At 61.4% G+C, this 20,725-nt stretch carries 13 protein-coding genes and 1 pseudogene; 4 read left to right on the forward strand and 10 right to left on the reverse strand.

Annotation, left to right across the window (positions count from 1 at the left end; genetic code table 11):
* The first annotated feature begins 68 nt into the window (after window positions 1-68).
* Window positions 69-1,829, forward strand: coding sequence for an acyl-CoA dehydrogenase C-terminal domain-containing protein (locus JO965_RS26525; RefSeq protein ID WP_203445097.1), 1,761 nt, complete (start codon window positions 69-71; stop codon window positions 1,827-1,829).
* A 759-nt stretch (window positions 1,830-2,588) separates the two neighbouring features.
* Here the strand turns inward: JO965_RS26525 and JO965_RS26530 are convergent.
* Complete coding sequence (locus tag JO965_RS26530; RefSeq protein WP_203445098.1) at window positions 2,589-3,944, reverse strand: transposase; 1,356 nt, start codon at window positions 3,942-3,944, stop codon at window positions 2,589-2,591.
* A gap of 45 nt (window positions 3,945-3,989) precedes the next feature.
* Here JO965_RS26530 and JO965_RS26535 point away from each other — a divergent pair, with 45 nt between their 5' ends.
* Window positions 3,990-4,649: a hypothetical protein gene (locus JO965_RS26535; protein ID WP_203445099.1), complete on the forward strand. Its 660-nt coding sequence runs from the start codon at window positions 3,990-3,992 to the stop codon at window positions 4,647-4,649.
* A gap of 152 nt (window positions 4,650-4,801) precedes the next feature.
* Here JO965_RS26535 and JO965_RS26540 read toward each other — a convergent pair whose 3' ends face one another.
* A complete protein-coding gene (locus JO965_RS26540; RefSeq protein WP_203445100.1) occupies window positions 4,802-6,313 on the reverse strand; it encodes a CoA-acylating methylmalonate-semialdehyde dehydrogenase in 1,512 nt (503 codons plus the stop codon).
* Between the two features lie 619 nt (window positions 6,314-6,932).
* Here JO965_RS26540 and JO965_RS26545 point away from each other — a divergent pair.
* Window positions 6,933-7,838 carry a LysR family transcriptional regulator gene (locus JO965_RS26545; protein ID WP_203445101.1) on the forward strand — a complete coding sequence of 302 codons (906 nt, stop codon included), beginning with the start codon at window positions 6,933-6,935 and terminating at the stop codon, window positions 7,836-7,838.
* 78 nt (window positions 7,839-7,916) lie between these two features.
* Here the strand turns inward: JO965_RS26545 and JO965_RS26550 are convergent, their stop codons facing one another.
* The 3 genes and pseudogenes from JO965_RS26550 to JO965_RS26560 all read right to left on the reverse strand — a co-directional run bounded on the left by JO965_RS26550 (window position 7,917) and on the right by JO965_RS26560 (window position 10,455).
* Window positions 7,917-8,156, reverse strand: coding sequence for a hypothetical protein (locus JO965_RS26550; RefSeq protein ID WP_203445102.1), 240 nt, complete (start codon window positions 8,154-8,156; stop codon window positions 7,917-7,919).
* Window positions 8,157-8,320: 164 nt separating this feature from the next.
* A pseudogene (locus tag JO965_RS26555) lies at window positions 8,321-9,400 on the reverse strand (IS630 family transposase).
* 155 nt (window positions 9,401-9,555) lie between these two features.
* Window positions 9,556-10,455: a LysR family transcriptional regulator gene (locus JO965_RS26560; RefSeq protein ID WP_203445103.1), complete on the reverse strand. Its 900-nt coding sequence runs from the start codon at window positions 10,453-10,455 to the stop codon at window positions 9,556-9,558.
* Between the two features lie 120 nt (window positions 10,456-10,575).
* On the opposite strand from JO965_RS26560, the gene JO965_RS26565 reads away from it, so the two are divergent.
* The gene (locus JO965_RS26565) at window positions 10,576-12,072 is read left to right on the forward strand and encodes a CoA-acylating methylmalonate-semialdehyde dehydrogenase (protein WP_203445104.1); all 1,497 of its coding nucleotides are present in this window, start codon (window positions 10,576-10,578) and stop codon (window positions 12,070-12,072) included.
* Between the two features lie 514 nt (window positions 12,073-12,586).
* Here the strand turns inward: JO965_RS26565 and JO965_RS26570 are convergent.
* From JO965_RS26570 to JO965_RS26590, 5 genes are all read right to left on the reverse strand, one after another.
* On the reverse strand, window positions 12,587-13,894 hold the full coding sequence (locus tag JO965_RS26570; RefSeq protein WP_203445105.1) for an NAD(P)/FAD-dependent oxidoreductase: 1,308 nt from the start codon (window positions 13,892-13,894) through the stop codon (window positions 12,587-12,589).
* 139 nt (window positions 13,895-14,033) lie between these two features.
* Window positions 14,034-14,456 carry a methylmalonyl-CoA epimerase gene (mce, locus tag JO965_RS26575; protein ID WP_203445106.1) on the reverse strand — a complete coding sequence of 141 codons (423 nt, stop codon included), beginning with the start codon at window positions 14,454-14,456 and terminating at the stop codon, window positions 14,034-14,036.
* Window positions 14,457-14,486: 30 nt separating this feature from the next.
* Entirely contained in the window at window positions 14,487-16,652 is a 2,166-nt protein-coding gene (gene scpA / locus JO965_RS26580; RefSeq protein ID WP_203445107.1) for a methylmalonyl-CoA mutase, read from the reverse strand.
* Between the two features lie 11 nt (window positions 16,653-16,663).
* Entirely contained in the window at window positions 16,664-18,691 is a 2,028-nt protein-coding gene (locus tag JO965_RS26585) for a methylmalonyl-CoA mutase subunit beta (RefSeq protein ID WP_203445108.1), read from the reverse strand.
* A complete protein-coding gene (locus JO965_RS26590; protein ID WP_203445109.1) occupies window positions 18,691-20,691 on the reverse strand; it encodes an acetyl/propionyl/methylcrotonyl-CoA carboxylase subunit alpha in 2,001 nt (666 codons plus the stop codon). The genes JO965_RS26585 and JO965_RS26590 overlap by 1 nt, the downstream gene beginning before the upstream one ends.
* Between the last annotated feature and the right edge of the window lie 34 nt (window positions 20,692-20,725).

Consider the following 20,725-nt stretch of genomic DNA (forward strand, 5'->3'; position numbering starts at 1 on the left):
ATGCGTCCAGCATATGTTCGCGACAGGATAGCTGCTGGGCGTCTGACAACTGAGAAGAACCAAAACCAATGCCCGCCTACAACCCGCCCATCGGCGACATCGCCTTCCTTCTGACGGAAGTTTTTGACTTCGACGCAGTAATGCAATCTCTCCCAGGCCATGAAGAGGTTGACACCGAATTCGCCCTTTCGATTCTTGAAGAGGGCGGCCGGTTCTGTGCCCGTGTGCTCGAACCTTTGAACCGCTCCGCGGACGAACAGGGTTGCAAGCTCGAAAATGGCGTTGTTTCAACTCCTGAAGGCATCGCGGAGGCGTACAGATCCTTCGTAGCAGCAGGCTGGGGCGGGCTTTCTGGTGACGTTGAATTCGGCGGACAAGGCCTACCTCGCGTGCTGCAGATACTGTTCGACGAAATGCTATCATCAGCTAACATGTCCTTCGGTCTTTTCCCCGGACTGACCCGCGGTGCGGTTGAGGCGATCGCACATCACGCCAGTAAAGACCTCAAGGAAAAATATTTACCGAATATGACTTCCGGTGAGTGGACTGGCGCCATGGCACTGACCGAAGCCTCGGCAGGCACTGACCTCAGCCTGCTTTCAACCCGCGCAGAGCCGATCGGAGACGGATCTTACAGGTTACAGGGTACTAAAATTTTCATTTCGTCCGGCGATCACGACTTCGGCGGGAACGTCATCCATCTCGTCCTCGCCCGTCTCCCAGATGCGCCGAAGGGCATCAAGGGCATCAGCCTCTTCCTAGCTCCGAAGTTCCTTGTCAATGACGACGGCAGCCTGGGCGAACGCAACAGCATATCAGTAGGCTCGTTGGAACATAAAATGGGCATCCATGGCCAGCCGACTTGTGTAATGAACTATGACGGCGCGACCGGTTGGGTAGTCGGTGAGCCTGGCCGTGGCCTGAACGCCATGTTCACCATGATGAATGCAGAACGTCTGTTCGTCGGCATCCAGGCTCTCGGCATCGCCGAGGCTGCTAACCAGAAGGCTGCTAATTACGCCCGAGAGAGATTGCAAGGCCGCTCACTTGATGGCATCCAGACTCCGGTACCGATCATAGAACATCCCGACGTTCGCAAGATGCTGCTGTCCGGCCGTTCCTTCATCGAAGCCGCCCGCGCACTATCCATCTGGACGGCCATACAGATGGATAGTGCAGCACGGCACCCTGACCCGAAAATGCGCGAGAGGGCGGATGGTTTCGTTGCCTTACTGACACCGGTCGTGAAGGGCGCCTTCACCGATTTCGGGTTGGAGACAGCTGTTCTCTCCCAGCAGGTCTTTGGTGGGCACGGGTATATCCGGGAATGGGGTATGGAGCAGTTCGTCCGCGATGTCCGCATCACCCAGATCTACGAGGGCACAAACGGTGTTCAGGCAATGGATCTGGTTAGTCGCAAACTACCCATGGAAGATGGCGCACTTGTTCTGCGCTTCTTCGAGTTGATCAAACAGGAACTGCAAGCTACGTCGGTGGTGCCAGCTTCCGAACGGATCACAAAGGCGACGGAAGAGGCCCTAAGCCGTCTTGAGCGGAGCACTCGTGCCATTCTTGCCGGCAGCGCAGACCCAACTGTGGCTGGCTCCGCGGCAACCGACTATTTGCGCCTATTTGCATTAACCAGCTTCGGCTGGATGTGGGCCAAGATGGTTAGTAAAGCGGACAACATGGATGCCCCTATCAAATGCCGAAAGGTGGCTTTGGCAAATTTCTTTGCCGATCGGATGCTGCCGCAGACGCTTGCGCTCGAATCTGCCCTTAATCGAGGACCTAGATCTGTGATGGAATTGGATTCAGCCCTTTTCTGAGCAATGGCCGCGGGGATGTGGATTCAGGTGAACATGATGGTCCTGGCTTCCATCCGCATCACACTGTAACGCGGTATCACGAATTTATGTACTTTGATCTGGGTCTTTCAGATCGGAGAGGTGACCCGTGGATTGCACCGCCTCTTGGTGAAACTCACTGATCCGTGGAAACGTCCAACAAGAAGTTTGGTCGAGCACAGTTAAGTAAGCCGCGGATGCTCTAGGCTACGTGTAACAGCGCTCGCTCAACTTTGGGGGCTATTCTACCGCAAGGGTGTTCTGTAGAGGAGTGGTAGCTTGCACGCCAATCTTCCGATCGCGACCCCTATGAGACAGCTACAATAACCTGCAAGTGGACAAAGCCCAAGTGAATGTGGTTCAGCGGAGATAAAGCCCTCGCGCCAACGGCGCTCGCCATACCCTCGCTCAAGGCGGAGTGACCGCTCTGGCTCACCGTAGACAGGTGAACAGGCTGTCATCTCTCGCAGAACCGATCCACTAACTTTTCTTCAGGCTTTCTTACTGGAAGATAAAGGTCGCGACCTGCTTAAGGGTATTTCGCTCCTGGCGCAGGATCTTACTCTCCCGCTGGCGTTGCCTCGATTCAGCGGCCATATCTTCATCGCGCTCTCAAGATGGACCGACTATCTCGCGATCTCATCGGCGCACCACAAATTGGATCACGTGCGACGCTTTAATAACGGATTGTGCGGCAACCACACGTCAGCTGCGGGTGCACCTCAGCTCGAGTTTGGCCATTTATGCCGGGTAGCAGAGTGTCGCTGTCAATCGCTTCAGAACATCGATTTGGGATTTTGTCATGTTGGCGGGCCGGCGTGACGCATTGGAAACTACGGCGGCCCAGAGCGAGCGTCGGACGGCCGCCAGAGCATCGCTGAAGGTGATGGTGCGCTTGTCGTACCAGGCGGCACACCGCGGGCGCGCCAAGCGCCGAATGGCGGGATCATCGCTCCAGAGGCTGACCAGCGAGAACAGCCCCAGCAGGGCTGGTGTCGTGCGGGCGATCGCCTTGTCCGACCATTGGCGTTGCGTCTCCATCCCCAGGTGTCGGCGAGCCTCGGCAAAGGTCACCTCAGTGCTCCAGCGCCGCACGAACCAGCGCACGATCTTAAGAGGATCGGCCTCGAGGTCCGTGCACAGAAACGCCTGAGGCTTCAGCAAGCCGGTCACGTCCCGCACCAGAACATAGCGGATCGGCACATGCTTGCCGGGATGGTGCCAGATCGCCGTGCCGGAGATGAACTCGATCAGGCGTTCGCCACCGCCGTACCAGCCGTCGACCCAGACACGCCGCCAGGCCGTTTTGGGATTGGCTAGGCGTTCAGCCAGGCTCGGAAGACGGTGCCCGACAATGCGGGGGCGCCCTCGGGCTCCGGGCCGACGGCGCGGAGCCGGCGTGAACAGGCGCGCATCCAGACGCAGACGTGTGATCATGCACAGGCGATGCCGAACCGCGTTCAACAGGTCAATCGCCGCGTAACTCTGATCGGCCACCGCTACGATGCGCCGGTCCGGCAGCCAGCGGGCGACGTGGAGAAGAGCTTGCCGGGCCCAGTCCGTGAGCGCCTTGTGACGCTGGCGATGCTCGCGCGAGAAGCGCTCGGAGGGAGCCAACACGGTCAGGAAGGGCAAGGCCCATATGCGACCGGCCCACGGGATCGGGACGAGCAGCATGACGGACAGCCAGCGTAATCCCGAGGCTTTGACGAAATGGCCATGGGAGGAGCGGACCGGATCCCGGTCAATGCCACGAGCCTTGATCCGGCCACCCCAGCGGCGTTCGAGAGTGTCATCCAGCGCGATAATGACGGGCCCGGCCGGCACGAAGCTCGTCACCAGCAGGCCGAGCAGGCGACGCGCCACCTCGCGGCTGGACCACTGGTTGCGGTTGAGCACGCGGTGATAGTTCGTGAAGCTGCGGGTGCGGGCAAGGCCGACAACGGTGAGCATGGCCGTGACGGTGCGGCGCCCCGGGGTGAGAAGGGCGCCCAGAACGAGCACGAGGGCATGGCGGAAGGTTGGCCCGGTCAGGCCGGACCGGAACGGAGCCAGCCAGGTGGACAGGAGGTCAGGAACATGGGGCTGGACGGGCATGGCCACGATCTCCCACAATCAGGCTCAAGAGCCTGGGAGGTCGCCATGGCCGAAATGGGTCGGACCGAGATCCTGACGCGCTACCGTCATCTGCGCGCGATCAGCACCCACCATCACAACGAGGCCCTCCGCTTTGTGCCGGATTCGGCTCTGATGGAGCAGGCGCGTCGCTTAGGCCTCACGGTCGGCAAGATGCTGGTGGCCGAGAGCCTGGACGAGGTGACGTTGGCGTACGACCTGGCCCTCTACACCGCGCCGCCGGGCCGCTCGCGCGGGATGGACCGCTATGTCCGCCACGCTGCCGCGGCGCCCGGCTCGGATGAGGACGTGATGTTGCAGGCCCTGCTGCGGGCCCGCTTCTCGGTCTGGCGGGTTGAGCGCCGGCATGAGACGGCCGGCTTGGTGATGCTGGATCTCATGCGCCAGGACGAGGTTTGGCTGGTTGACGAGCATCTGCAGGAGACGGCTCATCCTGGCACCTCGCTCGCGATGCGACTGAGCACACCGGAAGCTTTTGCGATGACGTGCGGGATTGTCGTGCCCGTGGATGCGGAGATGATGGAGGAGGTGTTCGATACCATGCTGGAGCGCGTGCATGGTGATGCCGACGCGATTGCCAATGACCGCCGGTTCGCCACCGCGATCTACCGGATCGCCGTGATGGACGCGCTCATGAGCCTGGTGAGATTTGCCGATCCGGACTGACCCGCAGATGGCCTATAGGCCCGCCAGAAATGGCCAAACTCGAGCTCAGAACAAATTGCAATACTCTGTCCCGAAACTCGCTGCTAGACGGGGGTGGGTTAGAGACCCCTCCGGGTAATAGAAGGGTCTCCATTTTCTCGCACTAGAGACGACTAGCTGTTGCTTGGAAAATCAAGTGATAGCTTCGCGCTGGATACAACACCGATATCTGGTGCTGGCCAACGTTGCGAAACCGTCTTCATCTTGGTGTAGAACCGTGCTGCATCGGGTCCGAACATGTGAGCATCACCGAACTTTGACCGCCGCAAGCCACCGAAGTTATGATGCCCGACAGGAACAGGTACAGGTACATTGACACCCAGCATTCCTGCCTCGACCTCCGCACAGAAGATCTGCGCCGCGCCACCCGAGCGAGTAAAAATCACTGCTCCATTTCCATACTCATGGGCGTTGACGAGTTCGATCGCCTCGTTCAGGCCCCCAACGCGCATGATGCCGCGCACTGGTCCGAAGATCTCATCGCGCCAAAGCTGCATATCGCGTGTCACGTGATCGACGAGTGAAGGTCCGGTATAGAAGCCGTCTTCATGCCCTTTGAGCTTGAAGTTACGTCCATCAACAACCAGATCACCTCCCTCATCTACCGCCTGCTGAACGGCAGCTTCAACCGCGTCACGAGCAGCCTTTGTCACCACTGGTCCAAAATCAGCATCACCATCGTTATAGGGGCCGACCTTCAGTCGAGAAACTAGATCTGTGACGCGAATACGCATTTCATCGGCAGTATCATCGCCAACGCAGACCAGAAGAGATACCGCCATACAGCGTTGCGCCGCAGAACCGTAAGCCGCACTAACAAATGCTGACGCAGCGGCGTCGAAGTCGGCATCCGGCATCACAATCATGTGGTTCTTACCACCGGTGTAAGCGGCGACCCGTTTATTGTGCTTACAACCGTGCTGGTAGATGTATTCGCCGACGCGTGTCGATCCTACGAATGAAATCGCTGGAATACCCGGATGCTCCAGGATAGCGTTTACTGCTTCAACGTCGCCATTCACGACATTCCACACACCCGACGGCAGGCCAGCCTCGGCCCAAAGCTCGCTGAGTAGTGCAGACGCACCTGGCACGCGCTCTGACGGCTTCACTATAACTGCATTGCCTGTTGCCACTGCCATGGATGCCATCATTAGCGGCACCATGACCGGAAAGTTGAAGGGCGCGATGCAGCCAACAACTCCCACAGGCATGCGAATCGAGAATGTATCAATTCCGCCGCCTACGTTGCGAGAGTATTCGCCTTTGGTCACCTGCGGGGCATTGGTGGCAAACTCAACGGCTTCCAGCGCACGGCCGATCTCGCCTTTCGCGTCTGAAATCGTCTTTCCGTTTTCCAAGCCACAGATGTTGGCGAGGCGATCGGTATTCTGGACCAGCAGTTCCCGCATCCGGAAAATGACAGCTAGGCGTCGAGCTTGAGAGGCGTTGCCCCAATCGCGGCCCGCCTTTCGCGCAATGGAAACCGCTTCATCCACGAGCGCTCGGTCAGCATAGGCACATTGATAGATTTCATCCCCATTGGAAGGGTTGAAAACTGGGCCGCGACGGCCCGAGTCGTTGGTTATGAAGCTTCCGCCGATAAAATGCTTTGAGCCGTACATGTCTATCTCCTTGATACGAGTTACGGTGTGATGTCGGAGCCGGCCCTTGGATGGCGCGATGGACATCGTCACACTGAGTTCCTTGAGGGGCGCATCTGGCCTCGATTGCAGCGGCACCGGGTCTGGTGAGGGACGGTGCCCTAAAAATGCAGGGCGCTGGCTATCGCGTGCCCTATTCAACGCCATCATCAGACTTGTGCATGAGTTGCATTTAGAAGCCCTTGTCATACTCACAGATCGGCAGCTCCCGAGTTACAGTGCCGGAATGCAGCAGGCCCAGCAAAAACTCTGCATCTTCTAGCGCAGCCGCAGAGCTAGCACGGGTCCATGCTCGGCTCGATGCAGCCGAGGGTCCTGAAGGCATCCAGAGGGTGTAACTACTTTGCTAAATCCCAACATCTACGATGTTGCGAGCTATCGGCTGGCCGGCTGTACCAAGGCCGATCAAGCCAATCCTGGCCATTGTTCCTCCCGGAAATCCAGTCTGGGTGGCTCTGATTCCGCCCGAGCAGAGGGAATTTAGCTTCAGATCAGGCTTGGAGTAGAGTCCCAAGTTTCGTACATTCGCTGTGCAAAAATCGACAGCCGTCCCATCAGGGCGCACCAAGGGGGAGCCTATATGGACTGGGACGACCTAAAGTATTTCATCGAACTGGCACGGACCGGTACATTGACAGTCACAGCCCGCCGCCTGGGGGTGCAGCATTCCACAGTAGCACGCCGCATCGCGCGGCTGGAACGCGAACAGGGAAGGCCATTGTTCGTGCGCGATCCGGATGGCTACCACCTGAACCGCGCTGGGAAGAGCTTGTTGGTTCAGGCTGAAGAGATCTCGGCTGCCTTTGACCGGCTGCGCCCTAATCGGGGGCCGCAAACTGACCAGTTATCCGGAGTGGTTCGCATCGGATGTACCGAGGGATTTGGCACCTATCTTTTCGCTCCCTGTCTCGCCCGGCTGCGCGCAGCCTATCCGGAAATTGTCATCGATCTCTTAGTTAAGCAGCGCCCCGTGCACCTGTCGCGTAACGAAGCCGATATTGTCATCAACGTTGACCGCCCAGGGCGTGGGCCCTACCTGCTTTCGAAGCTGTTGGAGTACAAATTGGGACTTTTTGCTTCCAGCCAATATTTGGCCACGCATCCGGCGCCGAGTTGCACTGCTGAACTGCACGAACACCATTTCATCAGCTATATGGCCGAGATGGAGCCCGCTAAAGACTTAGCGACTATTGAGGCTGTACCTTATACCCGCCCAGCACAAATTCGGTCGACCTCATTGCTGGCACAAAAGGCAGCAGTGCTGGCGGGCTGCGGGATAGCAGTTCTCCCACACTATATGGCCGCAGGGGAGCCCGATCTGCACCCGCTCCTAGCGGATCAGATTGTCTTTCGGAAAGCCTACTACATGTCCATCGCCGAGGAGACCCGCTATGTACCCTGGATCGCGGCGGTTTGGAAGTTTCTGAAGGCAGATTTCTCAGTCTTGTCACGGCAAATGCAAACGGGCTCGGTAGAGGTGCGCTAGAGGAAGGAAATGCCAATGGTCACAGGCAGCATTTGGTAATGCTGTGGGATGCCAGTTGCGCCCCCTCGCCTGCTGCTCTTACAACGGAACTGTCGCAGCTTTGAAGCTCGCTCTGCCTGCGGCTTCAACCGCGGCAGGCGTTACCGTAAACGGAATTTCGAGCTCATTTTCTGCCGATCCATTCCTGGAAAGGGAGAGGCCCGCTGAACCGGTTTCGTCCATGGCTATGATCGCAAGTCGCAGCGCCGCATCATTGATGACCTGCGTCGACGGGGCGTTCAGGAAGAACAGGATCTGAGTGTTGTCCCAAAACGGCATTAGAGGTCCACATCCTTGCTGAGCGGATCAGCCCACGCAGCGAGTACGTGCTCGACTGGTTCCACATCACAATGCGTATTAGGGTTATGTGCCGGTTTGCTCAGGGTGTGGTGCACCAACACCCCTCACTCACAGACACGTCCATCGCGATCTGCCGCTCCTACCTAGCAGATGGAATCTAACGCTTGGTGCCCACGCCTGACGACAGCGATCATTTCATCCGGATCAGCCGTCCACGTGAAGGGCTTGGGGCGGGCATTGGTCTCGGCAACGTACCGGTTGATGGCCGCCTGAAGGTCAACCACTGAGTGGAAGATGCCTCGCTTGAGTCTCTGCCGGGTCAGTTTGGCAAAGAAGCCCTCAACCGCGTTGAGCCACGAGCATGAGGTTGGGGTGAAGTGGAAAGTGAAGCGCTCGTGGCGGTCGAGCCAAGCGCGAACCTCCGGGTGCTTGTGAGCCGCATAGTTGTCAAGGATCACATGCACGGCCTTTCCCGCTGACACTTAGGCCTCGATGGTGTTCAGAAAGCGGATGAACTCCTGATGCCAGTGGCGCTGCATGTTGCGACCAATCACGGTGCCGTCCAGCACGTTCAGGGCGGCAAACAGCGTGGTGATGCCATGGCGCTTGTCGTCGTGCGTCATGGTTCCAAGCCGGCCCTTCTTCAGCGGCAGCCCCGGCTGGGTGCGGTCGAGCGCCTGGATCTGAGACTTCTCGTCGACGGAGAGCACGATGGCATGAGCAGGCGGGTCGACGTAGAGCCCGACCACGTCCCGCAGTTTCTCGGCGAACCGGGGATCGTTGGAGAGCTTGAACTGGCGATAGCGATGCGGCTGGAGGCCATGCGCTCGCCAGATGCGCCGGACGGCACTGGCGCTGATGCCAGTCTCCTTGGCCATCATGGCGGCGGCCCAGTGGGTCGCCTCGACCGGCGGGTCGGCCAGTGTCAGGTTGACCACCCGCTCAGCAATGTCAGGGCCGAGCGGCTTGATCCGGGAGGGGCGCGTCTTGTCGCGCAGCAGGCCGTTGACGCCCTCATGCATGAAGCGCTCTTGCCAGCGCCAGACACAGGTCTTGGAGGTGCCGGTCCGACGCATGATTTCGGTGGTGCCGACGCCATCGGCGCTCAGCAGCACGATAACTGCCCGCCAGACGTGTTTCTGGGCCGAGTTCCGGTTGCGGGTGACAGCCTCAAGACAAAGTCGGTCGGACGGTGTAAGGGTAATCGAGATGCCAGGGCGCATGCCACAGCTTCGCATGCACACCGGCCAAGGGGAATCCACGGCCGGACTCTTCCGTTAGGCGCAGACCACTAGAGGCTACATCCCATTTCAGAACACCGTCTCCGCATCGAGTTCTACCAGCACCATCGCGATCAGCTCGGCGGCAAGACCAAGCTCTACTTCCCTCCTATGAAAAGCCTTCGGCGGGCATTGACCCGGTCGAGCATGAATGCATGCACTTCAGCAACGCGACGCAGGTTGCGTATCTCGGCGTGGGTGACGATCCAGTAGGAGCGAAGAAAGGAAATTTCAGGCAAAACGACCTGCAGCTCTGGATAATTTCGCGCTGCATAGTCGTGAAGGATCCCGGGGCCAACGCCCGCGCGCACAGCCTCCAGCTGGGCTACCACGCTGGCGCACTCGTAGTGACGAGGTCCATACTTTTCCAACCCCACGAAGTACTCCAGTGCTGGACTATAAATTAGATCCGCCACATAGGTGACCATGAGGCGTCCGGCCAGATCCTCTGGTAGCGCAGGAGCACCGTGCCGATCGATATAATCCTTCGAGGCATAGAGCCGGAGCCGGTAATCGGTGAGCTTGCGCGATACCACGCGCCCCTCGGTCGGCTGCTCCAATGTCACAGCTATGTCGACTTCGCGCTTGGAAAGCGAGAAGGTGCGCGGCAAAGCCACTAGTTGAAGCGTCAAACTCGGATGGCGCTCAGCCAAGGTGCCGAGTTCCGGGGCGAGGAAGTAGGTCCCGAAACCATCCGGTACGCCGATACGCACTGTGCCAGATAGGGAGAGGTCCGCACCGCCGAGCTCGCTTGCCACCGCTAGGGCTTGGCTCTCTATGTTCTCTGCATGGGCAAGTAACTGCTCGCCCTGCTCAGTCAAAGTGTAGCCTTGCGGGCTGCGCTCGAAGAACTTGGTTTTCAGTGCCGCTTCGAGCGCTAAAATGCGCCGGGAGACGGTGGTGTGGTCGGCTTCCAGCTGCCGCGCCGCCACGGTGAGGCGACCGGTCCGGGCTACCGCCAGGAAGAAGCGGAGATCATCCCAATTAAAGATGCCCATTAGCTCTCCAGATATTGGGGTTTCCGCACAATGGTGGTTCGGTTTCTCCCATACACGCGCGGCTTTCACAATGATAGGAGGATGGCACGAGAAACACCCCTACAGGAGGAGAGAGACGCCATGCGCGAGGTCGGACATTTCATCGGCGGCAAGCAGGTTCCCGGCAAATCGGGCCGTACCACCGAATTCTTCCAGCCCATGACCGGCGAGGTTCTCGGCCGGGTGGCGCTCGCCTCCAAGGACGAGCTGCGTCAGGCAGTCGAGAACGCCAAGGCCGCGCAGCCGGCCTGGGCGGCCACCAACCCGCAGCGCCGCGCCCGCGTGATGATGAAGTTCCTCGAACTCATCGCCAAGGAAACCGATACGCTCGCCGATATGCTCGCCCGCGAGCACGGCAAGACCATCCCTGACGCCAAGGGCGATATCCAGCGCGGCGTCGAGGTGGCCGAGTTCTGCACCGGCATTCCGCACCTCCTGAAGGGCGAGTTCACGGAAGGCGCCGGCCCCGGCATCGACATGTATTCGATCCGCCAGCCTCTCGGTGTGGTCGCCGGCATCACGCCGTTCAACTTCCCGGCCATGATCCCGCTGTGGAAGCTGTCGCCGGCCATCGCCTGTGGCAATGCCTTCATCCTGAAACCCTCCGAGCGCGATCCGGGCGTGCCGATGCGCCTCGCCGAGATCATGATGGAGGCGGGCCTTCCCGCCGGCATCCTCAACGTGGTCAACGGCGACAAGGAAGTGGTGGACGCGATCCTCGACGATCCGGACATCAAGGCGGTGGGCTTCGTCGGCTCCTCGCCGATCGCGCAATATGTCTATTCCCGCGCCACGGCGCATGGGAAGCGCGCGCAGTGCTTCGGCGGCGCCAAGAACCACATGATCATCATGCCCGATGCTGATCTCGATCAGGCGGCCGATGCGCTCATCGGCGCCGGCTACGGCTCGGCGGGCGAGCGCTGCATGGCGGTCTCGGTGGCGGTCCCTGTCGGCAAGGCGACGGCCGATGCGCTCATGGACAAGCTGATCCCGCGCGTCGAGAGCCTTAAAGTGGGCCCCTCCACCGATCCTTCCGCCGATTTCGGCCCCATGATCACCAGGGCGCATATGGAGAAGGTGCGTTCCTATGTCGATCTCGGCGTGCAGGAAGGCGCCAAGCTCGTGGTCGATGGCCGTGACTTCAAGATGCAGGGCTACGAGAACGGCTTCTACATGGGCGGCTGCCTCTTCGACGAGGTCACGTCCGACATGCGCATCTACAAGGAAGAAATTTTTGGGCCCGTCCTTTCGGTCGTGCGCGCCAAGAACTATGACGAAGCGTTGCGCCTGCCCTCCGAGCACGAATATGGCAACGGCGTCACGATCTACACCCGCGACGGCGACGCCGCCCGCGATTTCGCCTCCCGCGTGAATGTGGGCATGGTGGGCATTAACGTGCCGATCCCGGTGCCGCTCGCCTATTACACCTTCGGCGGCTGGAAGGCCTCGGGCTTCGGCGATCTCAACCAGCACGGCCCGGATGCGGTGCGCTTCTACACCAAGACGAAAACCGTCACCTCCCGCTGGCCGTCGGGCATTAAGGAAGGCGCGGAATTCTCCATTCCGACCATGAAGTAAGTCATCTGAGACATGGCCGGGGCTCGCTCCCGGCCATTTTCGTCGCCCCAGGTGCGCTGTTGAGCGCGCCGATACTTCCCTCTTGACCTCTCGCCGTTCTGGACCACCAGTCCGACCCCAGTCCCAATCTCCTGTTGATACTTTCCGATTTGGTCGAGCAATGATGGTGCGTCTGTTGGGGGACGACGCAACTGCTATATGGCGTGAGAGCACCGGCCCTAAGGACCAGCCGCTTGCCCAAGAGACAAGGCTCGTCGCGGAGGCCTTCTGCGCTACCCCTAATCGCTCTTCCCACGACGACCCTAACGAGTGGCAACCTCCTATCCGCGTATGGCTCAGCTATCCTGTTGGGCATGGGCAAGGTAGGAGCAGATATGCCGATCAATCCACAGACGTTACCTGCGCGAACGTCACCGCCACGCTCGCGCAGATCCTTGAGCGGTGATTGGTCAGCTGCGCTGTCGTCGGAGGCACAGGCAATGCACACTCTCGGCCCACTGTGAATTTGCGCCTGCTAATGGAACTTGAGCTTGGGTCGCACCACCCGGTTCACGTGCCCGACTAGAATGAGAGCCAGTCCCTTGAGCCATCCGTGGACCCCAATGAGGTGAATCCGATAGAGCGACAGGTAAACCATGCGGGCGATCCGACCCTCGACCGCCAAACGCCCGCCGACCAAATTGCCCATCAAACTGCCAACCGTCGAGTACCGGCTAAGGGACACTAACGATCCATGGTCGCGGTAGACGAATGTTTCCAGCGGCCTTTCACCAATCAGGGCGAGAATATTGCGATAGGCAGTCCTCGCCATCTGGTGAGCTGCCTGAGCCCGTGGCGGCACCGGCCGGTCGGCGTCATGCGGCGTGAAGGAGCAGCAATCACCAATGGCGAGGATGCGGTCGTCCCGCGTCGTCTGAAGGGTGAGACGCACGACAAGCTGGTTGTTGCGGGTTGTCTCCAGACCAGAGATGTCGTGCAGGACCTCTGGAGCCCGTACGCCGGCTGCCCAGACCTTCAGGTCAGCTGGGATAATCTCACCGGTGCGGGTCGCTATGCCCGTCGCGGTCGCTTCTACGATTGCGGTGTTGACGAGCACGCGTACGCCAAGCGCCTCCAGTTCTTTGTGAGCGGCTTCGGCCAAATCCTCGGGCAGAGCAGGAAGAATCCGAGGCCCTGCCTCGACGAGTGTCACGCGCAAGCGACTCTCGTCAAAGACTTCCAGTCCATAGTGCTTCAAAGCGGAGGCTGAATTGAAGAGTTCTGCAGCGAGCTCGACGCCGGTGGCGCCACCTCCAACGATGGTTACATCGACTGAGGCATTTGCACCGGGATCAACGCTCATCGTTCGTGAGACCCGCAGACAATGGTTCAGCAGTTTCTGCCGAAAGCGATCAGCCTGCTCTCGGCTGTCCAGGAAGAGACAGTGCTCTCGCACACCGGGGGTGCCAAAGTCATTGGACACGGCGCCGATGCACAGGATCAAATAGTCGTAGCGAATGCTGTGGCGCCCGATAATCTCGATGCCATCTTCATCGAGGATTGGCGCGACCACGACCTGACGTGCCTCCCGATCAATTGCCTCGAGGCTGCCGAGAAAGAAGCGGTATCGCCACCGATGCCCGTGACTGCGATAGCCGACCTCATCCAGGTTGGCATCGAGCGATCCGGCTGCGACCTCGTGCAGGAGCGGTTTCCAGATGTGGGTCTGGCCTCGTTCGATGAGGATCACGTCGAAAGCGTCCCGACCCAGCTTGGCACCAAGCCGCCGCACGAGCTCGAGTCCGCCAGCTCCGCCTCCGACAACAACAATCTGGGTCTTCATAGCTGTGCCTCACCTGCTTCATGATCCGTGGTGATGGAACTCTATTCGTTCAGATGAGCATCCATGCCATGCATGCCGCACCGGCCCGCGGTCGGTACTGTATCCAAGGCCGATCCTCGCGGTTCATCCGAGCATGGCACTACGAACTTGCTATCTGTTTGACTTCTTCAAGCTCAATCAACGTTCCGTCGAAGTCTTTTGGATGCAAGAACAGGACAGGAAGACCATGAGCTCCGATTTTAGGTTCTCCTGTTCCTAACACACGGGCTCCGCCCGCCACGAGTGCGTCACGGGCAGTGCGGATATCTTCCACTTCGTAGCAAACGTGATGCATGCCGCCGGAAGGATTGCGATCCAAGAAAGTAGCCACCGGTGAGCTCGATCCCAACGGGGTCATCAACTCAACCTTGCTATTTGGGAGCTGAACAAAACAGACAGTTACACCATGCTCATGCAGGTCGACTGGTAAGGAGACGTCCGCTCCAAGCAGCGTCATGTACCTCTCTCTGCTAATCGTCAGATCGGGCACGACGATAGCCACATGGTTCAGCTTTCCAATCACAAGATTGCTCCCGGCAAACACTCAACCTACTCAACTGGCCACATCTTCTGGCTTGAAGCCGAAGCGGGCATTCAGTTCTGCAATCAGGCTCACGGCCGCCTCGGCGATCACCGTGCCGGGCGGGAAGATCGCCGAGGCACCGGCTTCGTAAAGCGCGTCGAAATCCTGCGGCGGGATCACGCCGCCGACCACGATCATGATGTCCTCGCGGTTATACTTCGCGAGTTCGGCTTTCAGCTCCGGCACCAGCGTCAGGTGGCCTGCCGCCAGCGACGATACGCCGATGATGTGCACATCGTTCTCAATCGCCTGACGGGCCGCCTCCGCCGGTGTCGCGAAGAGCGGGCCGATATCCACGTCGAAGCCGAGATCGGCAAAGGCGGAGGCGATCACCTTCTGGCCGCGATCGTGCCCGTCCTGGCCCATCTTGGCGACGAGAATGCGCGGACGGCGACCGTCGTCATGCTCGAACTCTTCCACCAGATGGCGGACTTTCTCTATGGCTGGCGACGTCACGCCTATCTCCCGCTTGTACACGCCCGAGATCGACTTGATCTCGGCCCGGTGGCGGCCCCAGACTTGTTCCAGCGCGTCGGAAATCTCGCCGACTGTCGCCTTGGCGCGGGCTGCCTTCACGGCCAGATCGAGCAAGTTGCCTTCGCCGGACGCGGCCACCTGTGACAGGGCGTTGAGAGCGGCCTCCACATCGGTCTGATTGCGTTCGGCTTTGAGACGATTGAGCTTCTCGATCTGGCTTGTGCGCACGGCGACGTTGTCGACTTTCAGAATGTCGATGGAGGCTTCATCCGTCGTGCGGAAGGCGTTGACGCCGACGATCTTCTGATGGCCGGAATCGATGCGGGCCTGCGTGCGGGCGGCAGCCTCCTCGATCTTCAGCTTCGGAATGCCGGCTTCGATGGCCTTCGCCATGCCGCCCAGTTCCTCGACCTCCTGGATATGCGCCCAGGCCTTCTGCGCGAGCTCATAGGTGAGGCGCTCGACATAATAGGAGCCGCCCCAGGGATCGATGATGCGCGTCGTGCCGCTTTCCTGCTGCAGGAAAAGCTGCGTGTTGCGCGCGATGCGGGCCGAGAAGTCGGTCGGCAGTGCCAGCGCCTCGTCGAGCGCGTTGGTGTGCAGCGATTGCGTGTGGCCTTGCGTTGCCGCCATCGCCTCGATGCAGGTACGGGTGACGTTGTTGAACACGTCCTGCGCGGTGAGCGACCAGCCCGAGGTCTGTGAGTGCGTGCGTAAGGGAAGCGACTTCTCGCTCTGCGGATTGAAACCCTTCACGAGCTTGGCCCAGATGAGGCGCGCGGCACGCATCTTGGCCACTTCCATGAAGAAGTTCATGCCGACCGCCCAGAAGAACGACAGGCGCGGCGCGAACCGGTCGATGGTCAGCCCCGCCGCGATGCCGGCGCGGATGTATTCGACACCGTCCGCGAGGGTATAGGCCAGTTCGAGATCCTGCGTCGCGCCAGCCTCCTGCATGTGGTAGCCGGAGATCGAGATCGAGTTGAATTTCGGCATGTTCTGCGAGGTATAGCCGAAGATATCCGAGATGATGCGCATCGACCCTTTCGGCGGGTAGATATAGGTGTTGCGCACCATGAACTCTTTCAGGATGTCGTTCTGGATCGTGCCGGAGAGCTTTTGCGGCGGCACGCCCTGTTCTTCCGCCGCGACGATGTAGAGGGCGAGCACCGGCAGCACCGCGCCGTTCATGGTCATCGACACGCTCATCTGGTCGAGCGGGATGCCGGCAAACAGCGTGCGCATGTCGTAGATGGAATCGATGGCAACACCCGCCATGCCGACATCGCCCGCCACGCGTGGATGATCGGAATCGTAGCCGCGATGGGTGGCAAGGTCGAAGGCGACCGACAGCCCCTTCTGGCCGGCGGCGAGGTTGCGGCGGTAGAAGGCGTTGGAGTCCTCAGCCGTGGAGAAGCCCGCGTACTGGCGCACGGTCCAGGGCTGGTTGACATACATGGTCGGGTAGGGACCGCGCAGGAACGGCGCGAGGCCCGGATAGGTGTCGAGGAAATCGAGCCCGGAGCGATCCTCAGGGCCATAGGCTCCCTTGACCGCAATGCCTTCCGGCGTCAGCCACGGCTCGGAGGTGGCTTGAGAGGAGGATGCCAGGGGAGCGTCCGTGAAAGCGACGCTTGAAAAGTCCGGGATGCTGGTCATGAGGATTGTTCCTACTCGATATCTGAGGAGCGGACGTCCAGAGCCGAATAGATGCTGCCCATGATCGCTGGCAGGTCGCATCCGATGTAGATGAACTCCCGAATGCCAGCCGAGCGGAGTGCGTCCTCACTCATGATCGGACGCCCGGCCATATACACGAGTGATCCCCCTGCCCTCTCAATCCACCGAGCAACCTCTTCGACTGTGGTTTCATTTGGCGTGACCGCCGCCTCGGCAGGTCCAAAGTAGACCTCATCGGATGAACAGATGCAGGCGATCTGAGCACCCGATGCCGAGAACGCATCCGTGAGGGCATGAAGTGATGGAAACCCATTGTTCGTGACGGCTTCGATGCCACCCGCCTCGAAGAAGTTCTTGGCGAAGGTCGCCCGGGCCGTGAACGCCGCGATCGGCCCGAGATTGGCCAGGAACACCTTCTGGCGCTTGCCGGTCTTGGCCAGATAGGCATCCGACAGGTCCCGCAGGCGCTCGAAGGGTTCGGCCGTGCGGATAGACGGCAGGGGCGCGATGGCGACCGGCGACGGGCCGGCCGCGGTGCCGGCCAGCTGCTGCAGGGTCGCGCCCTGTCCGGCCATCCGCACAAGGACGCCGAAGGCCGTCTCAGTGGCCGTGGGGGACGGGGCCGGCGCGGCAGGAGCAGGGCTCGCATCGGCCGCTGGCATTGGCAGCAGCACGGCCACATCCGCCTCATTGATGTTCGGGAACTCGCTCGTGCCGGTGATCGGCTCCCGGCGGGTGGCGACGGCCTTCTCCCGCTGGGCGCGCACGGCGGCGATGCGGGACTGAAGCCGGTCGGCCTTGAGGCTCTCCAGGATTCCGCCCTCGCGCTCGATCTCCTGGAACAGCCCCCAGGCTTTGTCGCACAACGCATCGGTGAGCGCTTCGAACCCGCCGGCGCCGCCCGCCGGATCCGCCACGCGGGCCAAGTTCGACTCGTCGAGCAGGATCAGTTGCGTGTTGCGGGCGATCCGGCGGGCGAAGGCGTCCGGCAGGCCCAACGCCGCCGTGAAGGGCAGCACAGTGACCGCGTCCGCCCCGCTGATCCCAGCCGAGAATGCCGCCACGGTGGCGCGCAGCACGTTCACCCATGGGTCGCGCCTTGTGGTCATGCGCCAGGCGGTCTCCGCATGCAGGCGGATCGGTCTTGGTTCGAGGCCGCAGGCCTGCTCGACCCGCGCCCAGAGGCGCCGCAGCGCCCGCAGCTTCGCGACGGTGAGGAACTCGTCCGCATCGGCCACGAGGAGGAAGGACAGCGCCCGGCGTGCCGCATCGAGCGAATGGCCGTGTGCTTCGAGCGCTCGCAGGGTGGCGATGCCCGTGGCCAGCACGGCCGCGAGTTCCTGCGCCTCGCTGGCGCCGGCCTCGTGGTAGACGCGCCCGTCCGCCAGGAAGGCGCGGCCGGCAAAGCCCTGCGCATTCAGATGCGCGAGCGTATCGCCCATGCGCTGGGCCATGGCGTCCCAGGACGCGGACATCTTGCCTTGCGCGGCCATGGCCCCGACGGGGTCGAGACCGAGATCGAGCGAAAGGTCGGAGAGCCGGTGCCCGCGCCGCTCGGCGAGGGCGAGGATGAGCGCTGCCATCGGACGGCCGTGACCGCCCGCATCGACGCGCAGATGAATGAGGTCGAGCATCACGCCCGACAGCGCCCGGTCGAGATCGTCGAGGCTGTCGATCCGCAGGCCGAAGCCGTGGGCCGCAGGAGCCCGCTGGGCGACGAGCGTCAGCGCATCGGCGCCGCCTTTGAGATCGAGAAGAGCCAGCTCGGCGGCCTTGGCGGGATCGGGATGGTCGATCCGCTGCGACACAAGCCAGCGGCCGGCCTGCTCACGCGCGACGGGCGTCGATCCTTCCGCCTTCGGGTAGAGCGGCTGGATGGCGATGCCGTCATGGCTGCGGGAGACGAGCTTCCTCTCGAAGTCGACGCCCTTCAGCACGCCTTCGACCAGCCCGAGCCATTGCTCGCGGGTGGCTTCAGGGAAATCGGCGGCGAGGGTGACGTCGTCGACTGCCGCCATCAGCCAAACTCCATGATGGTAGCATCGACGGCGAGGCTGTCGCCTTCCTTGGCGTGGATCTTGGCGATGGTGCCGTCGCGCTCGGCGCGCAGCACGTTCTCCATCTTCATCGCCTCGACGATGCACAGCGCCTCGCCCGCCTTGATCTCCTGGCCGACGGAAACGCTGATCGCCTTCACCAGCCCTGGCATCGGGCAGAGCAGCTGCTTGCCCGTATCGGCCTCCAACCGTTCCGGCATCAGGGCCGCCAGTTCAGCCTCGCGCCTGGTATAGACCCGCACCTCGGCCGAGGCCCCGGCATGGGCCAGCACCACGCCGTTGAGGATCGTGCGCACCTGCACGGCGACCTCTTCACCGCCGACCGTGCCGGTCCAAACCGGCTGGCCGGGCACCCAGCCCGAGACGATGGGCCAGGCCTGACCGTCGATGACGACCGCAAAGCCGCCCTCGATGTCCTCGATCACGACCTCGTGTCTCTGGCTCCCCAGCAGCACCACGCGCTCGCGGTCGAACTTTACGCTGGAAACCTGGCGCATCTGGCCCGAGATGTGGCGCTTGCGCTCGTTGAGCAGATGGTCGATGGCGGCCCCCACGGCCGCCATGCGCAAGGCCACCTCGCCCTCCGGTGCCGGCGCCTTGAACCCTTGCGGGAACTCCTCGGCGATGAAACCGGTGGAGAGTTTTCCGCTTTGCCAGCGCGGATGCTGCATCAGGGCCGAGAGGAACGGGATGTTGTGGCGGATGCCATCGATGGCGAAGGCATCGAGCGCGGTGGCCTGCGCCTCGATCGCCTGTTCGCGCGTCGGAGCGTGCGTCACGAGCTTGGCGATCATCGGATCGTAATAGATCGAGATCTCACCGCCTTCGTACACGCCGGTGTCGTTGCGCACCGTGACGCCGTGATGCTCGCCTTCCTGCGGCGGGCGGTAGGTGACGAGGCGGCCCGTCGAGGGCAGGAAGTTGCGCACCGGGTCTTCGGCATAGATGCGGCTTTCCACCGACCAGCCGTTAAGCTTCACGTCGCTCTGGGACAGTCGCAGCTTCTCGCCGGCGGCGACCCGGATCATCTCCTCCACGAGGTCGATGCCAGTGATCATCTCGGTGACCGGATGTTCCACCTGCAGGCGGGTGTTCATCTCGAGGAAGTAGAACGACTTGTCCTGGCCGGCGACGAACTCCACCGTGCCGGCGGAATCGTAGCCGACAGCCTTGGCCAAGGCGACCGCCTGCTCGCCCATGAGGCGGCGGGTGGCTTCGTCGAGCAGCGGCGACGGCGCCTCCTCGATGACCTTCTGGTTGCGGCGCTGGATCGAGCATTCGCGCTCGCCCAGGTAGATCACATTGCCATGCTTGTCGCCGAGCACCTGGATCTCGATATGGCGCGGATCGGTGATGAACTTCTCGATGAAGACGCGGTCATCGCCGAAGGAGGACGCCGCCTCCGACTTGGCGCGGGCGAAACCCTCGGCGACCTCGCCGGCGGAATAGGCGATGCGCATGCCCTTGCCGCCGCCGCCGGCGGAGGCCTTGATCATGACCGGGTAGCCGATCTCGTCGGCGATCTGCACCGCCTGCTCCGGGCCCTCGATCACGCCGAGATAGCCGGGCACGGTCGAGACCTTGGCGGCGGCCGCCGCCTTCTTCGACTCGATCTTGTCGCCCATGGCCGCGATGGCGCCCGGGTTCGGGCCGATGAAGACGATGCCGGCTTCGGCGAGCGCCTTCGGGAAGGCCTCGCGCTCGGACAGGAAGCCGTAGCCCGGATGGACGGCCTGGGCGCCGGTGGCCTTACAGGCCTCGATGATCTTCTCGATCACGAGATAGGATTGGGCGGCGGCGGCCGGACCGATATGGACGGCCTCGTCGGCCATCTCCACGTGGAGGGCATCCCGGTCGGCATCGGAATAGACGGCCACGGTCTTGATGCCCATGCGCCGGGCGGTCTTGATGACCCGGCACGCGATCTCGCCCCGGTTCGCAATCAGGATCTTGGAAAACATTGCTTGGTCTTCGTCTTGGCCCTCCAATCTCGCT

Origin of the sequence: Microvirga sp. VF16, from assembly GCF_016864375.1 — a bacterium.
Taxonomy (GTDB): Bacteria; Pseudomonadota; Alphaproteobacteria; order Rhizobiales; family Beijerinckiaceae; genus Microvirga.

Excerpts from the sequence above, each read along its gene's own strand:
- JO965_RS26525 (WP_203445097.1), top strand. The coding sequence starts at position 69 with ATGCCCGCCTACAACCCGCCCATCGGCGACATCGCCTTCCTTCTGACG.
- JO965_RS26530 (WP_203445098.1), bottom strand. The coding sequence starts at position 3,944 with ATGCCCGTCCAGCCCCATGTTCCTGACCTCCTGTCCACCTGGCTGGCT.
- JO965_RS26535 (WP_203445099.1), top strand. The coding sequence starts at position 3,990 with ATGGCCGAAATGGGTCGGACCGAGATCCTGACGCGCTACCGTCATCTG.
- JO965_RS26540 (WP_203445100.1), bottom strand. The coding sequence starts at position 6,313 with ATGTACGGCTCAAAGCATTTTATCGGCGGAAGCTTCATAACCAACGAC.
- JO965_RS26545 (WP_203445101.1), top strand. The coding sequence starts at position 6,933 with ATGGACTGGGACGACCTAAAGTATTTCATCGAACTGGCACGGACCGGT.
- JO965_RS26550 (WP_203445102.1), bottom strand. The coding sequence starts at position 8,156 with ATGCCGTTTTGGGACAACACTCAGATCCTGTTCTTCCTGAACGCCCCG.
- JO965_RS26560 (WP_203445103.1), bottom strand. The coding sequence starts at position 10,455 with ATGGGCATCTTTAATTGGGATGATCTCCGCTTCTTCCTGGCGGTAGCC.
- JO965_RS26565 (WP_203445104.1), top strand. The coding sequence starts at position 10,576 with ATGCGCGAGGTCGGACATTTCATCGGCGGCAAGCAGGTTCCCGGCAAA.
- JO965_RS26570 (WP_203445105.1), bottom strand. The coding sequence starts at position 13,894 with ATGAAGACCCAGATTGTTGTTGTCGGAGGCGGAGCTGGCGGACTCGAG.
- scpA (WP_203445107.1), bottom strand. The coding sequence starts at position 16,652 with ATGACCAGCATCCCGGACTTTTCAAGCGTCGCTTTCACGGACGCTCCC.
- JO965_RS26585 (WP_203445108.1), bottom strand. The coding sequence starts at position 18,691 with ATGGCGGCAGTCGACGACGTCACCCTCGCCGCCGATTTCCCTGAAGCC.
- JO965_RS26590 (WP_203445109.1), bottom strand. The coding sequence starts at position 20,691 with ATGTTTTCCAAGATCCTGATTGCGAACCGGGGCGAGATCGCGTGCCGG.